This is a genomic window from Acinetobacter sp. Leaf130, from assembly GCF_001423205.1.
Taxonomy (GTDB): Bacteria; Pseudomonadota; Gammaproteobacteria; order Pseudomonadales; family Moraxellaceae; genus Acinetobacter; species Acinetobacter calcoaceticus.
This window is the reverse complement of the sequence record NZ_LMOE01000007.1, coordinates 111,320-131,624: the sequence shown is the minus strand read 5'-3', so window position 1 is coordinate 131,624 and position 20,305 is coordinate 111,320. Positions and strand designations below refer to the sequence as shown.

Sequence of the window (20,305 nt, the reverse complement as noted above, 5' to 3'; positions counted from 1 at the left end):
TCATTTTGAGTTCCTTTTTTAATTTTTATTTAGCTAATAAATTTTCTAAAATTTGCTCATAAATATCAGTCAATGGATCGAGGTCATGTACGTCAACATGTTCATTAATTTGATGAATTGTTGCGTTAAGAACGCCTAACTCCAATACCTGTGCGCCAGTTGGAGCAATAAAACGTCCGTCAGAAGTACCACCACTTGTTGAAAGCTCAGTTTCAGTGCCAGTTACATTTAAAATAGCAGTTTGAGCCGCATTAACGAGTTCACCAACTGGAGTCAGGAAAGGCAAACCAGAGAGATTCCAAACGATTTCATATTGTAAACCGTGTTTATCTAAAATCTCATGAACGCGTTGTTTAAGTTGTTCAGCAGTCACTTCTGTTGAATAACGGAAGTTAAAAGTAACTTCTAAAGTACCTGGAATTACGTTGGTTGCACCAGTTCCAGCATGAATATTTGAAATCTGAAATGATGTTGCTGGGAAATATTCATTTCCATTATCCCAAACGCTTTGGCATAGCTCTGTTAAAGCAGGTGATGCTTCATGAATTGGGTTTAGTGCTAAATGTGGATAAGCCACATGACCTTGTTTACCTTGGACCTTTAATACTGCATTGAGTGAGCCACGACGCCCATTTTTAACAATATCACCTAATTTATGAGTACTTGAGGGTTCACCTACCAAACACCATTTAATTTTTTCATTACGTTCTTCAAGAGTCTCAATAACCTTGACCGTACCGTTAACCGCAGGACCTTCTTCATCAGAAGTAATCAGAAATGCGATAGATCCTTTATGGTCTGGATGTTTTGCTACAAAACGCTCAGATGCGACAACCATGGCTGCCAAAGCTGTCTTCATATCTGCCGAACCGCGACCATATAATTTTCCATCGCGGATTTCAGGTGCAAATGGGTCTGAATTCCATGCTTCTAATTTACCTGTCGGGACTACGTCAGTATGACCTGCAAAACAAAATACAGGTTCTTCAGTTCCACGACGTGCCCAGAGATTATCTACCTCACCAAAACGCATTGGTTCAATATGAAAACCAACTTGGCTTAAACGGTCTGCCATGATGGTCTGGCAAGTATGATCAATTGGAGTAACAGAAGGTTGTTGTAAAAGTTCTAGGCTAAGCGAGAGAGTATCTGAATGGTTCATACCGGAAATTGCGTGCTGATCAGGTGAAATATAGTCCGATATAATAGGCGAATCTCTACGTGATGGGTACGTAAAAATAAAAAAACCTTATCGGAATGATAAGGTTTTGTAGTGACAACTCTAACTTACATTTTATCTTGTGTTTTTTCAGCAGTATTCGTTACAGCATCACCTGCTTTAGAAACATCTTTACCAAAACCCTTAAACGTATTACAGCCTGTTAAAACAACAGCAATCATTACAGAAGCAGCTAAAACTTTTTTCATCATTTTCTCCGTTTAAATTTAATAATGAAGTAAATTTAGATTAAAAAACAAACGGAAAAAGAAACATGACTGTTTAATAGTAAAAACGTTATAAAATGTGTCTAGAATCTTAAATTTATTGTTAATTATTTAAATTTCTGCATGTTGGACTTCAATTTTAAGTGTGAAGGGTGTCTAAACATATAAAACAGAACTTCCTGACCATTTTTACAATATAAGCCGTCTGTCCACCAGTGTGCTGGGGCGGAACTAGGCTTTTTATTTGGACACAGCCATTCGTGCCTTTCTAATCGATAAAAAGAAGAATGAGGAATTGTGGTGCCCCAATAGCCCAAACGACGCTTTAAATTGATCCAGTCAGGTAGAGGCTGCTGTAAATTTAACTCTAAAGGCAGATAAAGTTGTCCCTTTAAAACTGCAAAGCGTTGATGAATTTCAAAGTTTAATGCTTCAAGAAATTGAAATTGTTTGTTGGTAAAGTGGTAAAGCTTTTTGCTTAAAGTATCCTGACGGTTCAGGCCAATCCATTGTTCTAAATGTAAATCTGACTCACCGAGATAATATTTTAAGGCGACCTCCCAATGTTCAATTTTTTGAGTGTCTTTATTTAAAATTAAAAAATCCAGCTCGCCTAATGTTTTTGCCCCCTCAATTTTTTGAATACTATGTCCCAATAATTGGTAGGGATGGTACTGATCCTCTTGTAGCCAAAACCAGAGTAGATGCTCAAAGCGCAAACCTAAACGTGTACTTTTAAGCTGAGATAAAAACTGAATTAAAGGTTCTGGGGACTGATCGAGTTTTTTTAAACGTGGCAAATAATTTTGAAAATGACTTTCCCATACTTCGGTTGGATGTAGCTTAAAATGATGTTGTATATATAGACTTTTTGGTAGTTGGGAAAGTAAATTTGGACTAGCAATACAAAATGCCAGCTGTCGAACTATAGGATGTTGAAATTGTAGCCATGGTTCGAAATAGGACGTTTTAACTGAGGCAATATTCATACATTTAATACTCGAAGTAATTCATCCTAATTTCATAACGGATCAACAAAAAACATTAGAAAAACACTTTATACTAACGCCAACAGCAGGTTAAGGTTTATATATGCGAACATTGTTCTGGCGCTCTTTAGTCGTGTTTTTTATCACGCTAGGCATTATTGGAGCAATTTTACCAGGTATGCCGACAACAGTGTTTTTGATTCTGGCTGCTTGGGCTGCTTCAAAAGGCTGGCCACAAATGGATGATTGGTTGTTAAATCACCCTAAATATGGACCAACATTACGTAATTGGCGAGCCAATGGCACAGTACCTCGTAAAGCGAAGTGGATTGCAAGCATAATGATGGCAATTAGCGGAATTATAATGCTATTTACTTCAGCGCCACTTTTGGTCAAGGCTTTTACTGATATTACTATGTTCATCGTTGCAGTTTGGTTATGGCTACGCCCTGAGCCAAAATAAAAGATTGATAATCTTTTATTTTGGCTCAAAACAAGCAGTGAAACTGCGCGTAGATAAAAGAAGATTGATAATCTTTTAATTTTGGCGCAAGACAAGCGGTCAAACCGCGCGTAGATAAAAGAAGATTGATAATCTTTTATTTTGGCGCAAGACAAGCAGTGAAACTGCACGTAGATATAACAAGATTGATAATCTTTTATTTTCAGTGCAACAGAAGCCCTTACAATAATTTTTTAGCTAAACTCAAAATATTTGAGTTGATATAAGAGAATAAGTTCAATGTCTCAATTTAAGTTCGAAGATGCTGATGTTCTCATCGATTTAGCAAACCAAACATTAACTTTGCCTAAACATAATAAGTTTTATGTCATTTCTACAGGAAAGAATGGAATTGGTGAGCAGGAAAACACGGGTAGAACACCACGTGGATGGCATAGAGTGGCGAAGAAAATTGGTGCAGAGTCTCCCAAAAATGCAGTTTTTATCGCACGTAAGCCAACAGGGGAGGTTTATAGCACTGAGTTAGCTGCGCGATATCCTGAGCGAGACTGGATACTTTCTCGTATTCTCTGGTTAGATGGTCTAGAGACTGGGTTTAATAAAGGGGAAGGCCACGACACTATGCAACGTTATATCTACATTCATGGAACTCCAGACACGCAACCAATGGGGGTGCCAATGTCACATGGGTGTGTTCGAATGCGTAATGAAGAAATCATTGAGCTATTTGATTTAGTTGCCGAAGATGCATTAGTTTATTTGTCTGAACAACCTTTAACCTGAGTACGAGTTTTATCTATTCTTGATTAGCGGTGTAAATGCAGAAAATATTGAAATAAGTGTTTAAATAAAATACAAAAAATTGTTTTTTACTTAATAATGACTTATTTTTAATCATTCATTCGCATTTTTTTAAAAAGAAGTCGAAAAGCGTTTGACACCTGTTAAAGATTCTCTATAATGCACCTCACAAACGATGAAGACGTTAAAGGGCGCTTAGCTCAGTTGGTAGAGCGTCTGCCTTACAAGCAGAATGTCGGCGGTTCGATCCCGTCAGCGCCCACCAAGCCTTTACGTTAAGCTCTCAAGTGCAGCGGTAGTTCAGTTGGTTAGAATACCGGCCTGTCACGCCGGGGGTCGCGGGTTCGAGCCCCGTCCGCTGCGCCACTTAAGACTTAACATCGTTTTACCCCACAATTTCGATATTGTGAAAGTGCAGCGGTAGTTCAGTTGGTTAGAATACCGGCCTGTCACGCCGGGGGTCGCGGGTTCGAGCCCCGTCCGCTGCGCCACTTTTCAGTTCGGGTTGTGTTTGGAAGATGATTTGAGATGTAAAAATCTTATATCAAAAAATTAATGAATAATTAATTTTTTCTTCTTGGGGCGCTTAGCTCAGTTGGTAGAGCGTCTGCCTTACAAGCAGAATGTCGGCGGTTCGATCCCGTCAGCGCCCACCATATATGTGACCATACTTTATTTTAAAGTATTGTAGTGCAGCGGTAGTTCAGTTGGTTAGAATACCGGCCTGTCACGCCGGGGGTCGCGGGTTCGAGCCCCGTCCGCTGCGCCATTCTCTTGATTCCCTTGTCTAGAGAATGTAGAGTATAAAGATACATTCGTTATCTTTTCTCATTAAGGGCGCTTAGCTCAGTTGGTAGAGCGTCTGCCTTACAAGCAGAATGTCGGCGGTTCGATCCCGTCAGCGCCCACCATTATTTCATTCCGAAAGTTAAAATTTTCCAATATTTAAATTGCTTATTTATTTGTAATTCTTAATCTTTATTTGAATTCTTTATCTAAGTCACTCTAAATTTAGTTGTTCTATTCTAAAGCTCAAAGTTTATATCTCCAATTGACTGAAAATCATTAGTTAAGTTATTTCTTATTTGGATAAATGACTTTTATGTTATTTAATTTGGGGCTATAGGTTTAAAACCTAACTGTGTTTAAAAGTGATTGCTTGAGTTATAGACTAAAATTATTTCACCTAAAATTTTCTTAAAAAATTTATTTTATATTTTTACTGAATAGACTTTTCTTATATTAAATTTGCCATGTAATGACTCAAATAGAGTTTTATATATTTCTGCCCTCTATTTTTGAATCTTAATAAATCTATTTCTAACCAGTGACGATACTTTCTTGCGTAAAAAAACTGCTATTTTTTAATAGCAGTTTTGAAATAAGTCATTCTTAATATTCGTTAAAAAACCATCCACTTGCAAAAGCGAAATATTCTCGTAACCAAGAATTGTAGCGAGTAGCTAATGGTGTTTCAGCCGCCACTGTATAAACTTGCGTATAACCTTGTTTTTTAGCAATAGCTGCTGCTCGTGGAGTGTGAAAATCGCTTGTCACAATAGCAATCGGTTGGTCGAGGGTAATGTGGTGCTGTGCTAATAGTGGTTTACTATTCATTAGATTGAGTTCAGTACTTGTACTTTTATCTTCAAGTATCATTCGTTCTTTTGCTAAATGATAATGTTGTTCTAGATAACGCGACATCACTAATGCTTCGCTTTCCTTTTCTGAAAAATCAAGACCTCCCGTTACAACAACTTTTGCTTGGAGCTGTTTTAGAGCAATAGGGGCGGCCGTATCTAAACGTTTTGCAAGAGTTTTAGAGGGCTGGTCATTTTCAACGCCACTACCTAATACAATGATTGTATTTACTGGAGGCAAATTTTGACTTGTCTCTTTATTCTCTTTAATAAAATCAAAGAAATAGCCTAAGCTAATTAGCCATATCCAGAGGCATAACCATCCAAAACGCCAAAGTGTGTGTAAGCGGTAATGATAGAAGAAGAAACGCTCTAAATGATAATAGAATAAAGAATAGAGACAGAAGAAGGCGCCTAAAATTAAAGGGATAATTGTGCCAACATTAATTTTATTGAGACAAATTAGAACTAATCCATCTAGAAATAAAATCGAACCAAGGATTGCTAAGAAAATACGGATCCACTTACTGACTTGCATTGTGTTTACAGTTGCAATTTAAATTGCAGACAGTTTATGCAAAATCATTCTGAATGCAATAAAAAACCGAGTAAAGCATCTGTGTCATTACTCGGTTTTCTGATTTATTGGCCTTTAATAAACATCACGGCGATAACGGCCTTGTTGTCTTAATTCATCTACCTGTTCATCACCTAGAATTTCAACCAGTGCTTGGTCGACTCCACTTGCCATACCATCAATGCTACCGCAGACATAGAGAACAGCGCCGCGCTCTATCCAGCTTACTAGTTCTTCTGCATTTTGACGGATTACATCTTGAACATACACGCGTTGTTCTTGATCTCTGGAAAATGCTAAATCTAGGCGTTTTAACATTCCTGTTGTTTGCCATGCTTCAATTGTTGATGCATAGAAGAAATCACATCCTCTTTGACGTTCACCAAAGATTAACCAGTTTTCAGTGTAGTCATGACGAGTACGTGTATGTAACAGGCTCATTAAGCCTGCAATACCGGTTCCGTTACCAATACAAATAATAGGGCGGTTGTCATCAATAAGATGGAATGATTCATTGGTACGAATACGTAAAGCAACGTCATCATTGACTTGAGTATGTTGAGTCAGCCATCCAGAACCTAAACCTAAGTTACCAGACTCATCATGCTGTTGACGAACAACTAAACGAAGTACTTGCTGAGAAGGAATACTCGCAATTGAGTACTCTCGCGTTGGTAGAGTAGGGAGCTGTTCCAATAAGTGATCTAGATTAGCAAATGGTTCAATTTCACCAGTTAAGTCTTTATTCCAAAGCGCTTTCTCAATTGAAATCTCTAATGAGTCAACTTTTGCATTTTTAAGAATATGATGCTTCTGCAAGAATGCATGAATACGTTCAGGGCTATTACCAGGCTGAATTTCAGCAATATCACCCGCTTGCCATATTGCTTCGTGCTTTGCGTTAAGCTCAATATTATAAGCAGGTTGTCCTAAGCTATTTGGATTGAGTAAGTCACGTTGTTGTAATGTCCATGTATCAAAAACTTTTTCTAAATTTACAGCGTGCAAATCTAATTTAGTTGCTTTCGCAAGTGATTGATTCCAATTTTGAATATCCGATAGGTTTACATTATCAACTTCAATTGTATTAAAGAGGGCATGAGCACCATTAGTTTTAAGCCAAGCATCTACTGCATGACCAAAACTACAATACGTATCAGGATATTCTTTAGAACCTAGCGCTAAAACAGCATAGTTCATGTGCTTAAGGTCCAGATTCACTTTTAAAAGCTTTTTAGCAAAGCTTGTAGCGAGATCGGGAGCATCACCAGTACCGTATGTACTGATTACAAATAAAACCTGCTCATGCTGCTCTAAATCAGATTGTGTTAGCTGCTGTACAGGTTTAACCAGAACTGGTTGATGAGCTTCTTGTAAACTTGTTGCCGTACTCCAAGCAAGTTGTTCGGCTACACCAGTTTGAGTTGCGTAGGTAATAAGCCAAGGCTTTGCATTTGGATCAATGTATTGCCCAGCTAAAGACTGACGAGCTGCCTGTGTTAACTTTTTTTGTTTGCGGCGTTTAAGATAAAGCATCAACCCTGTAACAAAGAATAAAGGCATTGCCAATGAAGCAAGCATCGCTACGAATTGATAAATTGGTCCAAAGAAGCTACCACGGTGTACGGGTAACATACTGCTCATGATTTTTTGATTAAGCTTTTTATCTTCGTAAAGCTCCATCTTTTCGATAGTGCCAATTTGATAATTATAGATGGCTTGGTTGCGTGCACGTTCGTGTTGGGGGGTAGCATCGACAAAGCTTAACTCAATTTTTCCATCATCTTTTTTAGGTAGGCTTAATGTTAGTGTCGAATAATCACGTCCGATCTGACTATTGAATCCACTCCATGTTTGATTAAGTGCTGTAATGAGCTGAGTATTATCTAATTGAGGCTCTGATTTTTTATCAGTATTATGCTCAGATCGTTTATTTTGTTGCATTCCTCGATTTTGAGGGGTAGGGCCATGACCTTGTGATTTGGGTTGTTCAACACCCATCACTTTGAACATGCCACTACGCCACCAGTCATAAGACCAATATAGACCTGTACATGCGAATAGTAGATAAAAAACAATGACCCATGTGCCGACAACAGCATGTAGATCCCAGATAAAATTTCGGCCTTTCAATTTTGGTTTAACCGCGAGCCATTGACGGGCAGAATGCTTTTTAGGCCAGCGTAAATATAATCCACTGAGTACAAAGTAAATTAACATTAAGGCACAAGCACCAGTAATTTGCTTGCCAACTTCGCCTGCGGTTAAATTACGATGAATTTGTTGTATTAATAACAACAGTTTTCGGCCTTTAACATCGGGCAGAACCTGAGCGTTATAAGGATTCACCATCATATTATAGCCACGGCGTTCACCTTCTTTTTCAATATTGACAGTAGAAGAGGCGGTCGGATCCTTGGCAATCGTAATGCTATTAATTTTAATTTCAGGCAGAGTCGTATTGAAATGTTGATATAGCTGAGCAGGGGTTAATTTTGGAGTGCTTTCAGCTTGAACAACATAACTATCAGAATTTACCCATTTTAAAATTTGTTGGTCATAAGAATAAATTGCACCTGTTACACCCATAATGGATAAGATTAGGCCAGCAGTAATACCCAGAAACCAATGAATTTGAAATAAAATTTTTTTAAACATGGTCGAAAATGTGAATATGATGGAGATCTTGTAAAGAAGTATAGCCGAAGATTGAGTAGATAATATGGATTTTGGAGATAATATTAATTTTCATTATCATTTGTTTTTACTGCAATAAAAAACCTCCATAAGGAGGCTTTTTATGAAATCAAAACTTACAGAGTTTTCGGTTCGCCTACTGCTTCTTTTAAATGCGTGCGAATCGTATTGAACGAGAAGTTTTTAGAATCCATACGTTTAGGTAAAATATAAGCACCTTGTTGTTCTTGGCCTTTTGGATCTTTTACTTTGAAATTTACCAAGATGAAATCAGGTCCATTGTACCATTCGTAGATATTTTTCCATCCAATTGTACCAACGCCTTCTTGTTGGCCCATTTTTTGGCGCATCACGATGCCATGAGGCTGCACGCCTAAACGAATACCTTTGATTTCCTGTACCGGAAATTCATTCATTTTGCGTTTAACGTACCATTCTAATCCGTATTTACGACCTAGGTAGTAAAGTACTACAGCGACAATAGCAACCCAGCAAAAAACAGTAGAGTAGTTCTTAATAAAAATAAGACCTAATATAGCTAGGGCTAAAACTACACCCATAATTGCCCAAATTTTTGTGCTGATTTTATTGGTGCTGCGCCAGATAAGAAGCTGTGCATTACGTTGTTCAGCTTCTGACACGTCATAGGGAACAGGCTGAAGCGTATAAGCGTATAAAGTTTTCGCGGTCATAGTGCAAATAACAAATTGTAAACTGTTTTAAGTTTAGCACTAATTGGCATAAGTCAGGAAAGGATATTATGCCAATTTAATACTAAATTCCGAGGCAAATTTATAATGATGCAAGCTCACTGGCATCATTATCAAGATCATGACTTAGACGTTGTTTTAACATACTAAATCGGTTCAACACACCAAGCATGAGTGAGAGCTGCTGTAAAATAATGAGTGATTTTTGGTCATTTTCATCATTTTGGCTTAGACGCTGACGTATCGTTTGGAGCATATTTTGTGCTGTAAGATCAGGCATCTCATCTCTTAAGAGAGCTCCTTGAATATCATCTAGCGCTTGGTCTAATAATTTAAGAACAGCTTGATCCTGAAGGCTTTCTCGATGTGCCCCAAGTGCCGCGATATAGCTTAAAAATGTATGGTTTAAACATAAAAATTCAAAAATATCGGATTTACGAGTTGGGTCAAAGTCTGGCTCAGTCGCTAAAGTGGAAATAAGTGAAGCTACTTCAGCATCTGTATTGTGTGCAGCTCGACGTACAATTCGGTAATTGAGCGCATGATTACGGCCTTCATGATATTGTTTGACGACTTCAGCTAAATAATTACATTGAGCTTGTAATGAACGTCTGATGTTGCGAGGTAAACGACGGAACTTCCAGTCGGGCCAAATAAATGTCACGCCAAACCACGCTAAAGCACAACCAATTAAGGTATCTAAGAATCTTGGAATGGCCGCAGCCATTGCTGAACCGTCCAGATTAAAGTTAATTAATGCCAAAATTGTAATAAAGGCAGTTGCTTGCGCATATTGCTTACTGCGTAATTCAAAAAACAGGACCCCACTTAATATCAACATAAATAGTTGCCCTTCAGTTGAAGGAATTAAGAAGATAATCGCAAGACCTACAATAATCCCAACTAACGTTCCAACAATTCGTAGACGTAAGCGGCGTTTGGTCGCGTTAAAATTAGGTTGGCTTACAAATAGAGCTGTAAGCATAATCCAATAACCATATTCAATATTGGTCATTTGGATGAGCACATATCCAATAAATAAAACAATCGATACACGAATCGCGTGGCGGAACAGCACAGATTCGGGAGTTAAATTTTGTTTTATTCGAACAACAATATCATTCCAGCCTTGTAAATCATCATCTTTAAGCTGGTTTTCGGCTTGTTTCACTTTATCAGATTGAATGTGTTGTTCTGTTTCCAGATTGAGTAACTGGGAATCGATAGATTTTAAGTTTTGGTATAAAGCGAAAAGCGCATTTACCCATAAAAGGTCATAATGCTGATCACGACGTAACTTTTCTAATGAGAGGCGTAGGTTTTCAAAGCTTTGTTTAAACCTTTTATTATGGTTATAAGGTTTGCGTTGTAAAATGCATTCATTTAACTCTTGGCAAGCTTTGCCTTGAATCGCCAAAATTCGCTGGAATCTAAATAAAATATCACTGTGCTGAAAAATTTTGGCTAACTTTTGATAGTCGATATGAGCAGAGTCAGCACGCTCATGAATGTCTTGAGCGACAAAATAATAATGTAAGCTACGGCGTGTATCTTTTTGCCCACGGTCGCCTTTTAAACGAGTCAATAAAGCTGTTTTTAAGTCATTAAAAATCGTAATTAACTTACCGTTTTCTAATGACAGTTCGATCATACTTTGCTGATAGCTGGCAGCAGTCATATCTACATCAAATAAATTTGATTTTGCAAAGAGAAAATCGCCTAGGGATGCATAAGACGCGGCCAGTTTGTCTTGTAGTTGTCGAACTGGGAATAGTAAAAAACTAATAGTTGCAATTAAGCCATACCATGCAGCACCTGCAACTAAAAGGGCAGGTTGGATATACCAGTGGTCGAAGAGATGAACACCTAGCATGGTATAGACTGAAACAACTAAACAACCATAAGAGATGGTTGCGTAACGACGTCCTAATGATCCTAGTAAAATCCAGCCAATACATGAAGCAATCAATCCCAAAGCAAAAGCTATTGGGTAGGGGAAAAGTAATTGTACGGAAGCTGCGGTAATGAAGAACCCAATATAAGTATAAATCAGGTTCATGATTCGTACTGAAAAGCGATCATCAATATCGCTTAAACCGGCTGCAACCACACCTAAAGTAAGTGGAATTGTTGCTAATTGATAGCCCAGAAAATAAGGCACGAAAGCAGTTCCTGAAAAGGCTATCAGCATTCGCACGTTATACATAAATGTTGTGTTATAAGTCGCTCTTTTTAGGCGTTTAAACCAAGATTTCAAAGGAAGTCCTTGCTGATCAACCTGAGGATAAAGGATTTGTGTATTTCTACACCAATGTTGCACAAATCATACGATAGACAGTGTAAGCTTGTCTGTATGCAAATGATTGAAAAATGAAATATCGTTATGTCTGAACAAACAGCCCAGCGTCAATATTCTATTGGCTGGATTATGTTGCTCGCTTTACTTACGGCTTTAGGGCCATTATCCATCGATATGTACTTACCTGCTTTGCCACAAATGGCGCATGATTTTGGGGTAAGTACACAAATGGTGGCCAATACACTACCAGCTTACTTTTTTGGTCTAGCTGTTGGGCAGTTGGTTTATGGTCCTCTAAGCGACCGGATTGGTAGAAAAAAACCACTTTATTTTGGTCTCGCACTTTATGCAGTCGCAAGCTTATTTTGTGTATTGGCTACAAATGAATGGGGCTTGATTGCTGCTCGTATTTTGCAAGCTTTAGGTGGCTGTGTTGGTGTGGTGATGGCCCGTGCAGCCATACGCGATAGATTAGATGTTCAAGGCTCGGCACAAGCTTTTTCAAGCATGATGATTGTCATGGGGTTAGCACCTATTTTGGCGCCGATGATTGGAGCATGGATTTTAATTTGGTTTCCGTGGCAAGCGATTTTTATTGCGCTTTCAATCGTGGGAGCAATATGCTGGCTATGCGTACATTTCTTTTTTAAAGAAACTTTGGCAATCGATAAAAGACTCAAGCTGTCACCATATCAAGTCGTTACTCTATATGGGGCTATTTTCAAAGATGCGAGTTTCCGCTTACCTATGTTTGCAGGCTGTTTAACAGGGGCGGCGCTATTTTGTTATATCAGCTCAGCACCAGCAGTTTTTATGGATCAATACGGACTGAATCAGCAAGAGTTTGCTTATGCCTTTGGACTAAATGCTTTTGGCATTATGTTGATGTCATCTTTAAATAAGCATTTAACATCACGTGTTGAAATCACTAAACGGTTAAAGGCAGGTTCACTTGTACAAGTGACTGGAGCCATTATCGTATTTATTGCGGGTTTAATTCCTGCTGCGCCTTTATGGCTTGTTATGTTAGGGTTATTTTTAGCTATTTCAGGCATTGGTTTAACAGGACCAAATGCAATGGCACTAGCAATGTCCAAACAAGGTGCCCGTGCAGGAACAGCCAGTGCAATTATGGGAAGTATGCAATTCGCTTGTGGCCTCTTGGGTGGCGTGCTGCTTAACTTCCTCATTTGGTCTGCATCGCTCAACATGGGCGTGATGATGGTGTTATTTACGCTGAGTGGGTTCGTTGTCGTTTTAAAAGCGGCGCAACAAGTAGAAACCAAGCCATTCTCATAGTTTTAAAAGAATGGCGACTTAGATCTTATTCGTCTAGAAAAACTGTGAAATTTTCGACAGGTTCTCTAGGTGTAATGAAGGTATTTACAATGTGATTAGGGTCAGCATGACCTAACGCAATTGCACAAACTAGCTCTTCATCATCTGATGCACCCAAGATATCTAAAACAATAGGGTGAAAATGGTTCCAAGCTGCTTGTGGGCATGTATCTAAACCTCGTGCCTTGGCAGCAACCATCACGTTTTGGATCATCATTGCGATATCCATTTTAGACCCGATTCCCATGGTTTTATTTACTGTAAAGAAAAGGCCGGCTGGTGCATCAAACAGTTTAAAGTTACGTAACTGTTGTTCAGCCATTTTTTCTTTTTCGCCCTTTTTAATTTCGAGTAGACCATAGAGCCCCCAACCATTTTCGCGGCGGCGGTCAATAAAAGGGGATATCCATTTTTCAGGATAATAGGCAAAAGTTTCTTTATATTGTTCTGCAAGTTCCGGGTTTTTTGAAACTTCGATTTGTGCTGCACAAACACGTTCAACCATTTCATTACGCTTGTTGCCTGTTATTACATAGACTTTCCACGGTTGAGTATTTGTTCCAGAAGGTGCTCGACTTGCGACTTGTAATATATCTTTAATAACTCCTGACTCAATTGGAGTATTTAAAAAAGCGCGGACAGAATGTCGAGAAGTGATAGCTTCATCAACGAGACGAACTTGTTCCAGATTCATGAGATACTCCTATATCTTTGTCTTAAATATTTTCATACTTTTTGAAGCTTAATTTCATGTTTTGAAAGTACTTCATTTATAAGCAAAAAATATTAGAAAAGAGATATTCTTACAGGTATGATAATTTAATTAGTTTAGACATATTGTCTGATTAATCATAATTCGAATATGCCACTTTAGATTTAAATAGACAAAATAGTATGATTTTGTCGGTTATAAAAATAAAAGCATAACAGTGAGTGGGTGAAAAATATTCAATTGAAAAAAAGGTATAATATGTTTAAAAACAGTACAAAACGGATAGTTTTATATAAAATATGACCATTTTTTATATAAAATTTTAATGAAAAATATACACAAAACTTTAAATTTCTGCATAATACCGACTTTTTTACGCAGGTATGATTTCTCCATACTCACGTTAGGAATAGTGGCTGCAAACAAAATCCCTTTACAAAAAGGATTTAGGTGCAGAAATGGAGAAATACACGAGGTATAGGAGCTTTACATGAGTCTACCACTCATCAACAAGCAGTTCATGAAACAAGGATTGGCGATTACCATTGCAACCATGAAAATGAACGTAACTCACGCAGCTACTGAGCCACAAAAAATACAACAGCTTAGTACAGATCTAAACGCACTCTTCTTTGATTATGGAGAAAAGGGCGCAGATAGTCGCGTTATGGCGATCGCTTGTTACAGTCTTTGAAATTTATATCCAGTTTAGACATTTGCTCAAAAGTATATGTAAATATGCTTATTGGCTTAAATCCAGATTTTGTATAACTCGCTTAATTGATGGGAATCATTAGACGAGTTTATTTAGCGGTGGTCATTTGTTAGTTTCCAAGTTTGTAGCTGAGTCGATGCATACTGTTTTTCCAAAAGCGGAAATTTTCAGTAGTGCAATGATATTATTTTGTCTGAAGGTCGCTTTCTCTCATGCAACCTTCAAAGGCTTAGTGTTGGGCATGATGGTGCTTAAACTTGTGACGATAATTGCTATTCAATTGACATTAAAAGTTTTTTCTTGAATTTACTGAAAAGTCCCGGTTTCTAGGGGCTTTTTTGTTTATTGCAGTATTTTGGCATGTGCTTTTAGCACATTAGCAAGGAACGTAAGCGGACCGAGTATGAATGAACAACTCAATGCCACACTGATGTCGTGGGTAAAATTTTTTAATGATCCTTTATGGGACTTTTTGGTTATTTTCTTGCTGGCTGTAGGTGTTTTTTATACGGTCTTAACAGGAGCAGTGCAAATTCGCATGTTCTTGCAAAGTATCCGAGTGATGAAAAGCAGTCGTACAGAAGGCGAAGATGAGCATGGTCTTACACCTTTTCAGGCGTTTGTAACAGGCCTTGCGAGCCGTGTTGGGGTAGGTAATATTGCTGGTGTAGCAATTGCCATCGCAATTGGTGGTCCTGGTGCAGTGTTCTGGATGTGGGTAACAGCTGTTCTTGGTATGAGCTCTGCTTTTATTGAGTCTACGCTTGCTCAGCTATTTAAAGTTAGAGATAGTAAGACTAAACAGTTCCGCGGTGGACCAGCCTACTATATTACTCAAGGTTTACGCAGTAAAACCTTTGGTGTGGTCTTCGCACTTGCATTGATCTTTACCTACGGTTTCGTATTCAACTCAGTTCAAATCAATGCGATTGCTAATGCATCTTCACATGCTTGGGGTTGGGACAAAGCTAATCTTATTGCTCATTTAGGTGGCGTTGATCTAGAAATTTCATGGGTTGGCCTTGCTCTTGTAGTTTTAGTGGCATTAGCAATTTTTGGTGGTATTAAGCGTATCGCTAAATTTGCAGAGATGTTTGTACCTTTAAAAGCAGGTCTTTACCTAGCTGTTGCTCTATATATTGCAATCAGTAACTATGCAATTTTGCCTGATATTTTAAAGCTGATTGTGACTGAAGCTTTCAATTTTAATTCTGCAGCAGGTGGTTTCTTTGGTGCGGCAGTGTCAATGGCAATGATGCAAGGGATTAAGCGTGGTTTATTCTCTAACGAAGCCGGTATGGGTTCTGCACCAAACGCAGCGGCTGCGTCTGATGTAAAACATCCTGTAAACCAAGGTTTGGTACAAATGCTCGGTGTATTTGTAGATACTTTCATTGTATGTACAAGTACTGCAATCATTATTTTGGTTTCTGGCGTTTACCAAGATGCAGGTTTTGTCGGTGTTGAATTAACACAGCGTGCCTTAGAAACTCAAGTTGGACATTGGGGCTCAGACTTCCTTGCAGTTTTATTATTCTTATTCTGTTATTCAGCTGTACTAGGTAACTATGCCTATGCAGAAGGTAATGTACAGTTTATTAATAACAATCCGAAAGTAATGTTCATCTTCCGTATTTTTGTATTGGTGATGGTGTACTTCGGTGCAATTGGTAGTGTTCCACTCGTTTGGTCTATGGCTGACTTGTTTATGGGTATCATGGCAACTATTAACTTGATTGCAATCTTACTGTTAACGCCGATGGCACGCACATTATTGAAAGATTACCGTGAACAATTGAAAAAAGGCATTAAAGAGCCTGAGTTTAAAATTGATAAGTATCCGGAATTGAAAAAGAAAGTTGATTCAGATATCTGGTAAGTTAAAAAAGGCCTCTTATAAATAAGGGGCCTTTTTCATAGGGGGATAGATAAAATACTTGAGTCTAAATTTTAAACATGACAAATTAAATAAATTCGATACAGCTTTTCACAAGACTAGCAACTAAAATTGCAATCCGAACTTAAACCTCATAGTGCGAAGATAGGCCATGAAACAGCTTAAATTGTGGGTTCTCGGACTCTCTATGGTGTTGGCAGGATGCCAGACCACTACACACTTGTCTGCTTCTCTAAAACCGCAAACAGCGGAGGCTTATGCTCGCTCTGTCGATCAGCCATTTGCACGAATTAAAAAGCAGCAAAAACGTCCAGTTGTGGCGCTCGTACTGGGTAGCGGTGGAGCACGAGGTTATGCTCATATAGGTGTCATTGAGGTTTTGGAACAACATGGTATTCGACCAGATTTTATTGTAGGTACCAGTGCTGGTAGTATTGTTGGAGCACTTTATGCAAGTGGTAAAAGTCCTTCTGAATTACGTGATACTGCATTAAAAATGAAAGCTGGCGATGTGCGTGATATTAGTATCGGGCTAAAAGGTTTTTTTGATGGCAAAAAAGTAGAAAACTACGTTAATGAGCAAGTAAACAACATGCCACTCGAAAAAATGAAAATCCCAATGTATGTGGTTGCAACCGAATTAAAACATGGCACTAAAACTGTGTTTAACTATGGTAATACTGGTCAAGCCGTAAGAGCCTCGGCTTCAATTCCAAGCATGTTTGTACCGACTAAAATCGGTAAATCTGAATATGTCGATGGCGGTTTAGTGAGCCCTGTACCTGTTGAAGTCGCTCGTGATTTAGGTGCTGATGTCATTATTGCTGTTGATATTTTAGCTCAGCCTATTTATACAGAAACCTCGAATGTCTGGGGGCTGTTCAACCAGAATATTAATATTATGCAAGGTCGTCTAGCGGCAGAAGAATTGCAATATGCGGATGTTGTTATTCAGCCAGATTTAAGAGAAAAAGCGCATATTTTTGATGTGAAAGGCCGTGAAGCTACCATGAAATCTGGCATCGATGCAGCTAATGCCAAACTTTCTGATATTCAATTTGCAATTGATGAAAAAATAGCTGAACAAAATCTATCTACGGATGGCTTGAGCGCACAAACCCAATGATTTAACGTTAATCTTTTGAAAATTAAATAAAAAGTCTGAGCAGGGCTTTTTTTTATGCGAGTTTAAATCCTTAATTTTTGGAATAAAAATTTTTGTATATTAGGTACATGTTGGATATGCTGAAAACTCTGATGACCAATATAAAATATTGATGTCATTTTTAAAAAATAATTGATTTGTAATGTATTGAGGCTGACTAGATAAATGATACAGCAACAGGTTAAAAATGGGTTTCCAACATTAGATGATGTTCATGCTGCCGCAGAGCGTTTGGAAGGTTTAGTCGTAAAAACTCCTTTTGTTTTCTCAGAAACCATTTCTAAAACCTTAGGGGCTGAAATGTGGCTGAAATTTGAAAACTTACAATTTACAGCTTCTTTTAAAGAACGGGGTGCACTGAATAAACTGCTGTGTTTATCTGACCAAGAAAAACAACATGGTGTTATTGCAGCTTCGGCAGGCAATCATGCACAAGGGGTAGCGTATCATGCTCAGCGCACAGGTGTAACAGCGACCATCGTGATGCCGAAATCTACACCTAATGTAAAAGTACAGCGAGTGCGTGAATATGGGGCACGAGTGATTTTACATGGACAAGACTTCTCAGAAGCTGCTGCTGAAATGCACCGTGTTGCACAAGAAGAATCTTTAACGATTATTCACCCATTCGATGATGCAGAAATTATTGCAGGTCAAGGAACCATTGCGCTTGAAATGCTTGCAGCTGTACCTGATCTAGATATTTTAGTTGTACCTATTGGTGGTGGTGGCCTAATTTCAGGTATTGCGATTGCTGCAAAAGCTATAAATCCAAAGATTAAAATTATTGGGGTGCAGTCAGTCGTTTACCCAAGTATGGCAAAACTACTGTGCAATTATCAGCATGCAGTTTCAATGGGTTCTACAGTTGCTGAAGGTATCGCGGTAAAAACTCCGGGTGAGCTTACGACTCAAGTTGCTAAAGAATATGTTGATGACATTGTTGTTGTCACTGAAGACATGATTGAAGAGGCAATTGCGCTATTACTCAATATTGAAAAAACGGTATGTGAAGGGGCAGGTGCGACAGGTATTGCTGCGATTATGTCTCGTCCTGATCTATTTTTAGGCCATAAATTGGGTGTGGTGCTGTCTGGTGGCAATATTGATACACGCGTTATGGTATCTGTATTACAACGTCATTTAACGCGTACAGGTCGTATGGTGCGTATTCGTGTTGAATTGCCGGATAACCCTGGTGCTTTAGCTCGTTTAACCGCAATTATTGCTGAGCAAGGCGGTAATATTTATGAACTTCGCCATGAGCGCTTTGCTGCAACAAGCCGTGCAAAAGAAAGTGCAGTAAGTGTCGACGTTGAGCTTAAAAGTGCCTCAGACCTAGATTTGCTCATTCAGGCAATGCAGTTGGAAGGCTATATTGTTCGTAAAGAAGAGATTTAATCTCTGATATTGCTGTGTTATAAAAGCCGTATATGGCTCTATCGAGGGTCATATACAAGGCAATTTAAATGGATTAAATTGCTCAAAAGGGATGAATTTACAAAAAAACGATTAAATCCTTCAATGAAACGAGAAAAACTGACAATTCTCTAAACTTTATCCTTCACAATTTTAAGGTTTAGGTTTTAGTATTCTTCTCATTGTAAATTTGAAGAAATATAAGGATATCCGCGCTCAATGTTCAAATCATTTTTTCCATCACCACGATATTTCTTTATATCTGCGGTCATTTGGCTCGCGTTAAATATGGTGCTCTGGTACACAGGCGGAGATCACTGGGGTGAGTATCTAGGCTTTCCTCATGGTTATGCTGAAGCTGAATTGCCAGTTGGTGTAAACCGTTTTTGGTCACCTGCTTTTTTATGGTTTTATCTTTGGTTTTTAGTCTCTACCGCTCTCTTTGCTGGCTTTTGGAAAATTATTTCCAATAATCCATGGCAGCGTTGGTCTATATGGGGCTCGGCATTTATTTTGTTTAATATCTGGTTTGCTGTTCAGGTCAGTGTTGCGATTAATGCATGGTATGTGCCATTTTGGGATTTAATTCAAAAAATGCTTTCAAATGGTGGGGGAAATCTTTCGGCACTTTATAGCGAGACCTTAGTGTTTCTTTATATTGCAATGGTGGCTGTAACTCTGGCCGTGATTAATGCTTTTTTTACCAGCCATTATGTATTTCGTTGGCGTACGGCAATGAATGAATATTACACTGAGCACTGGGAGCAACTGCGCCATGTTGAAGGTGCCTCACAGCGTGTACAAGAAGACACGATGCGCTTTGCAACTATTTTGGAAGATTTGGGTGTTGAGCTGGTAAAGGCAATTATTACACTTATTGCGTTTTTACCTATTTTATTCCAACTGTCTAAATACGTTCCTACATTACCCATTATTGGAGAGTTAGATCATTCTTTAGTATGGGCGGCAATAGTCTGGTCAATTTTCGGGACCGTCCTATTAATGGTAGTAGGTGTAAAGTTACCAGGGCTTCAATTTAATAATCAGAAAGTAGAGGCGGCATATCGTAAGGAATTGGTTTACGGTGAAGACCATGAAGATCGGGCAAAACCCGCTACCTTACGTGAGTTATTCAGTAATGTACGTAAAAACTATTTCCGACTTTATTTTCACTATGCATATTTTAATATGACGGCGATTTGGTATGGGCAACTTGATATTTTGTATAACTTGGTTGTCCTTTTCCCATCAATTGCTGCTGGTAAGCTCACATTAGGTTTAATTCAACAAATTGCAAATGTATTTGGACGTGTACGTGAATCTTTCCAATATTTAATTAGTTCATGGAAAACAATTATTGAACTACTTTCAATTTATAAGCGTTTAAAAGCCTTTGAATCGATATTACATAAGTAAAAAAAGCCCGCGAAAGCGGGT

Annotated in this window: 17 protein-coding genes and 6 tRNA genes; 15 read left to right on the top strand and 8 right to left on the bottom strand. The window is 38.4% G+C overall.

All coding sequences use genetic code 11. The features are described from left to right. Window positions 1-25 precede the first annotated feature (25 nt). The 3 genes from dapE to ASF86_RS15370 form a co-directional block, all read right to left on the bottom strand. Window positions 26-1,162, bottom strand: a complete 1,137-nt coding sequence (gene dapE / locus ASF86_RS15380; RefSeq protein ID WP_056483376.1) for a succinyl-diaminopimelate desuccinylase — start codon at window positions 1,160-1,162, stop codon at window positions 26-28. Window positions 1,163-1,287: 125 nt separating this feature from the next. Continuing rightward, window positions 1,288-1,431, bottom strand: a complete 144-nt coding sequence (locus tag ASF86_RS15375) for an entericidin A/B family lipoprotein (protein ID WP_003655297.1) — start codon at window positions 1,429-1,431, stop codon at window positions 1,288-1,290. Between the two features lie 122 nt (window positions 1,432-1,553). Next, window positions 1,554-2,435: a DUF1853 family protein gene (locus ASF86_RS15370; RefSeq protein WP_056483374.1), complete on the bottom strand. Its 882-nt coding sequence runs from the start codon at window positions 2,433-2,435 to the stop codon at window positions 1,554-1,556. Between the two features lie 103 nt (window positions 2,436-2,538). On the opposite strand from ASF86_RS15370, the gene ASF86_RS15365 reads away from it, so the two are divergent. From ASF86_RS15365 to ASF86_RS15330, 8 genes are all read left to right on the top strand, one after another. Continuing rightward, window positions 2,539-2,898 carry a YbaN family protein gene (locus tag ASF86_RS15365; RefSeq protein ID WP_056483371.1) on the top strand — a complete coding sequence of 120 codons (360 nt, stop codon included), beginning with the start codon at window positions 2,539-2,541 and terminating at the stop codon, window positions 2,896-2,898. 279 nt (window positions 2,899-3,177) lie between these two features. Beyond that, complete coding sequence (gene elsL / locus ASF86_RS15360; RefSeq protein WP_056483369.1) at window positions 3,178-3,681, top strand: cell wall-recycling L,D-carboxypeptidase ElsL; 504 nt, start codon at window positions 3,178-3,180, stop codon at window positions 3,679-3,681. Between the two features lie 207 nt (window positions 3,682-3,888). Further along, window positions 3,889-3,964 (top strand) — tRNA-Val (locus ASF86_RS15355). A gap of 24 nt (window positions 3,965-3,988) precedes the next feature. Next, a tRNA-Asp gene (locus tag ASF86_RS15350) sits at window positions 3,989-4,065 on the top strand. A gap of 48 nt (window positions 4,066-4,113) precedes the next feature. Further along, window positions 4,114-4,190 (top strand) — tRNA-Asp (locus ASF86_RS15345). 89 nt (window positions 4,191-4,279) lie between these two features. Continuing rightward, window positions 4,280-4,355, top strand: a tRNA-Val gene (locus tag ASF86_RS15340). Window positions 4,356-4,391: 36 nt separating this feature from the next. Then, window positions 4,392-4,468, top strand: a tRNA-Asp gene (locus tag ASF86_RS15335). Window positions 4,469-4,534: 66 nt separating this feature from the next. Continuing rightward, window positions 4,535-4,610 (top strand) — tRNA-Val (locus ASF86_RS15330). Window positions 4,611-5,091: 481 nt separating this feature from the next. On the opposite strand, the gene ASF86_RS15325 is transcribed toward ASF86_RS15330, so the two are convergent. The 4 genes from ASF86_RS15325 to yccS form a co-directional block, all read right to left on the bottom strand. Beyond that, on the bottom strand, window positions 5,092-5,877 hold the full coding sequence (locus ASF86_RS15325; RefSeq protein WP_056483368.1) for a YdcF family protein: 786 nt from the start codon (window positions 5,875-5,877) through the stop codon (window positions 5,092-5,094). Window positions 5,878-5,991: 114 nt separating this feature from the next. Beyond that, window positions 5,992-8,574, bottom strand: coding sequence for a PepSY domain-containing protein (locus ASF86_RS15320; RefSeq protein WP_056483363.1), 2,583 nt, complete (start codon window positions 8,572-8,574; stop codon window positions 5,992-5,994). A 155-nt stretch (window positions 8,575-8,729) separates the two neighbouring features. Beyond that, window positions 8,730-9,305: an SdpI family protein gene (locus ASF86_RS15315; protein ID WP_005036343.1), complete on the bottom strand. Its 576-nt coding sequence runs from the start codon at window positions 9,303-9,305 to the stop codon at window positions 8,730-8,732. 100 nt (window positions 9,306-9,405) lie between these two features. Further along, on the bottom strand, window positions 9,406-11,580 hold the full coding sequence (gene yccS, locus ASF86_RS15310; protein WP_081407732.1) for a YccS family putative transporter: 2,175 nt from the start codon (window positions 11,578-11,580) through the stop codon (window positions 9,406-9,408). A 126-nt stretch (window positions 11,581-11,706) separates the two neighbouring features. Between yccS and ASF86_RS15305 the strand changes: the two genes are divergently transcribed. Continuing rightward, window positions 11,707-12,921, top strand: coding sequence for a multidrug effflux MFS transporter (locus ASF86_RS15305; protein ID WP_004639023.1), 1,215 nt, complete (start codon window positions 11,707-11,709; stop codon window positions 12,919-12,921). A 25-nt stretch (window positions 12,922-12,946) separates the two neighbouring features. On the opposite strand, the gene ASF86_RS15300 is transcribed toward ASF86_RS15305, so the two are convergent. Further along, window positions 12,947-13,654 carry a nitroreductase gene (locus tag ASF86_RS15300; RefSeq protein ID WP_045125922.1) on the bottom strand — a complete coding sequence of 236 codons (708 nt, stop codon included), beginning with the start codon at window positions 13,652-13,654 and terminating at the stop codon, window positions 12,947-12,949. Window positions 13,655-14,162: 508 nt separating this feature from the next. Between ASF86_RS15300 and ASF86_RS15295 the strand changes: the two genes are divergently transcribed. From ASF86_RS15295 to sbmA, 6 genes are all read left to right on the top strand, one after another. Continuing rightward, complete coding sequence (locus ASF86_RS15295) at window positions 14,163-14,366, top strand: hypothetical protein (RefSeq protein ID WP_017389799.1); 204 nt, start codon at window positions 14,163-14,165, stop codon at window positions 14,364-14,366. 184 nt (window positions 14,367-14,550) lie between these two features. After that, window positions 14,551-14,691: a hypothetical protein gene (locus ASF86_RS19685; RefSeq protein WP_155860176.1), complete on the top strand. Its 141-nt coding sequence runs from the start codon at window positions 14,551-14,553 to the stop codon at window positions 14,689-14,691. 99 nt (window positions 14,692-14,790) lie between these two features. Continuing rightward, complete coding sequence (locus ASF86_RS15290; RefSeq protein WP_005036356.1) at window positions 14,791-16,266, top strand: alanine/glycine:cation symporter family protein; 1,476 nt, start codon at window positions 14,791-14,793, stop codon at window positions 16,264-16,266. A 169-nt stretch (window positions 16,267-16,435) separates the two neighbouring features. Then, window positions 16,436-17,410 (top strand): patatin-like phospholipase family protein, encoded by a 975-nt coding sequence (locus ASF86_RS15285; protein WP_056483358.1) that lies wholly within the window; start codon window positions 16,436-16,438, stop codon window positions 17,408-17,410. A gap of 204 nt (window positions 17,411-17,614) precedes the next feature. Next, complete coding sequence (locus ASF86_RS15280; RefSeq protein WP_045435365.1) at window positions 17,615-18,850, top strand: threonine ammonia-lyase; 1,236 nt, start codon at window positions 17,615-17,617, stop codon at window positions 18,848-18,850. 237 nt (window positions 18,851-19,087) lie between these two features. Beyond that, window positions 19,088-20,284, top strand: a complete 1,197-nt coding sequence (gene sbmA / locus ASF86_RS15275) for a peptide antibiotic transporter SbmA (RefSeq protein WP_056483356.1) — start codon at window positions 19,088-19,090, stop codon at window positions 20,282-20,284. Window positions 20,285-20,305: the final 21 nt, after the last annotated feature.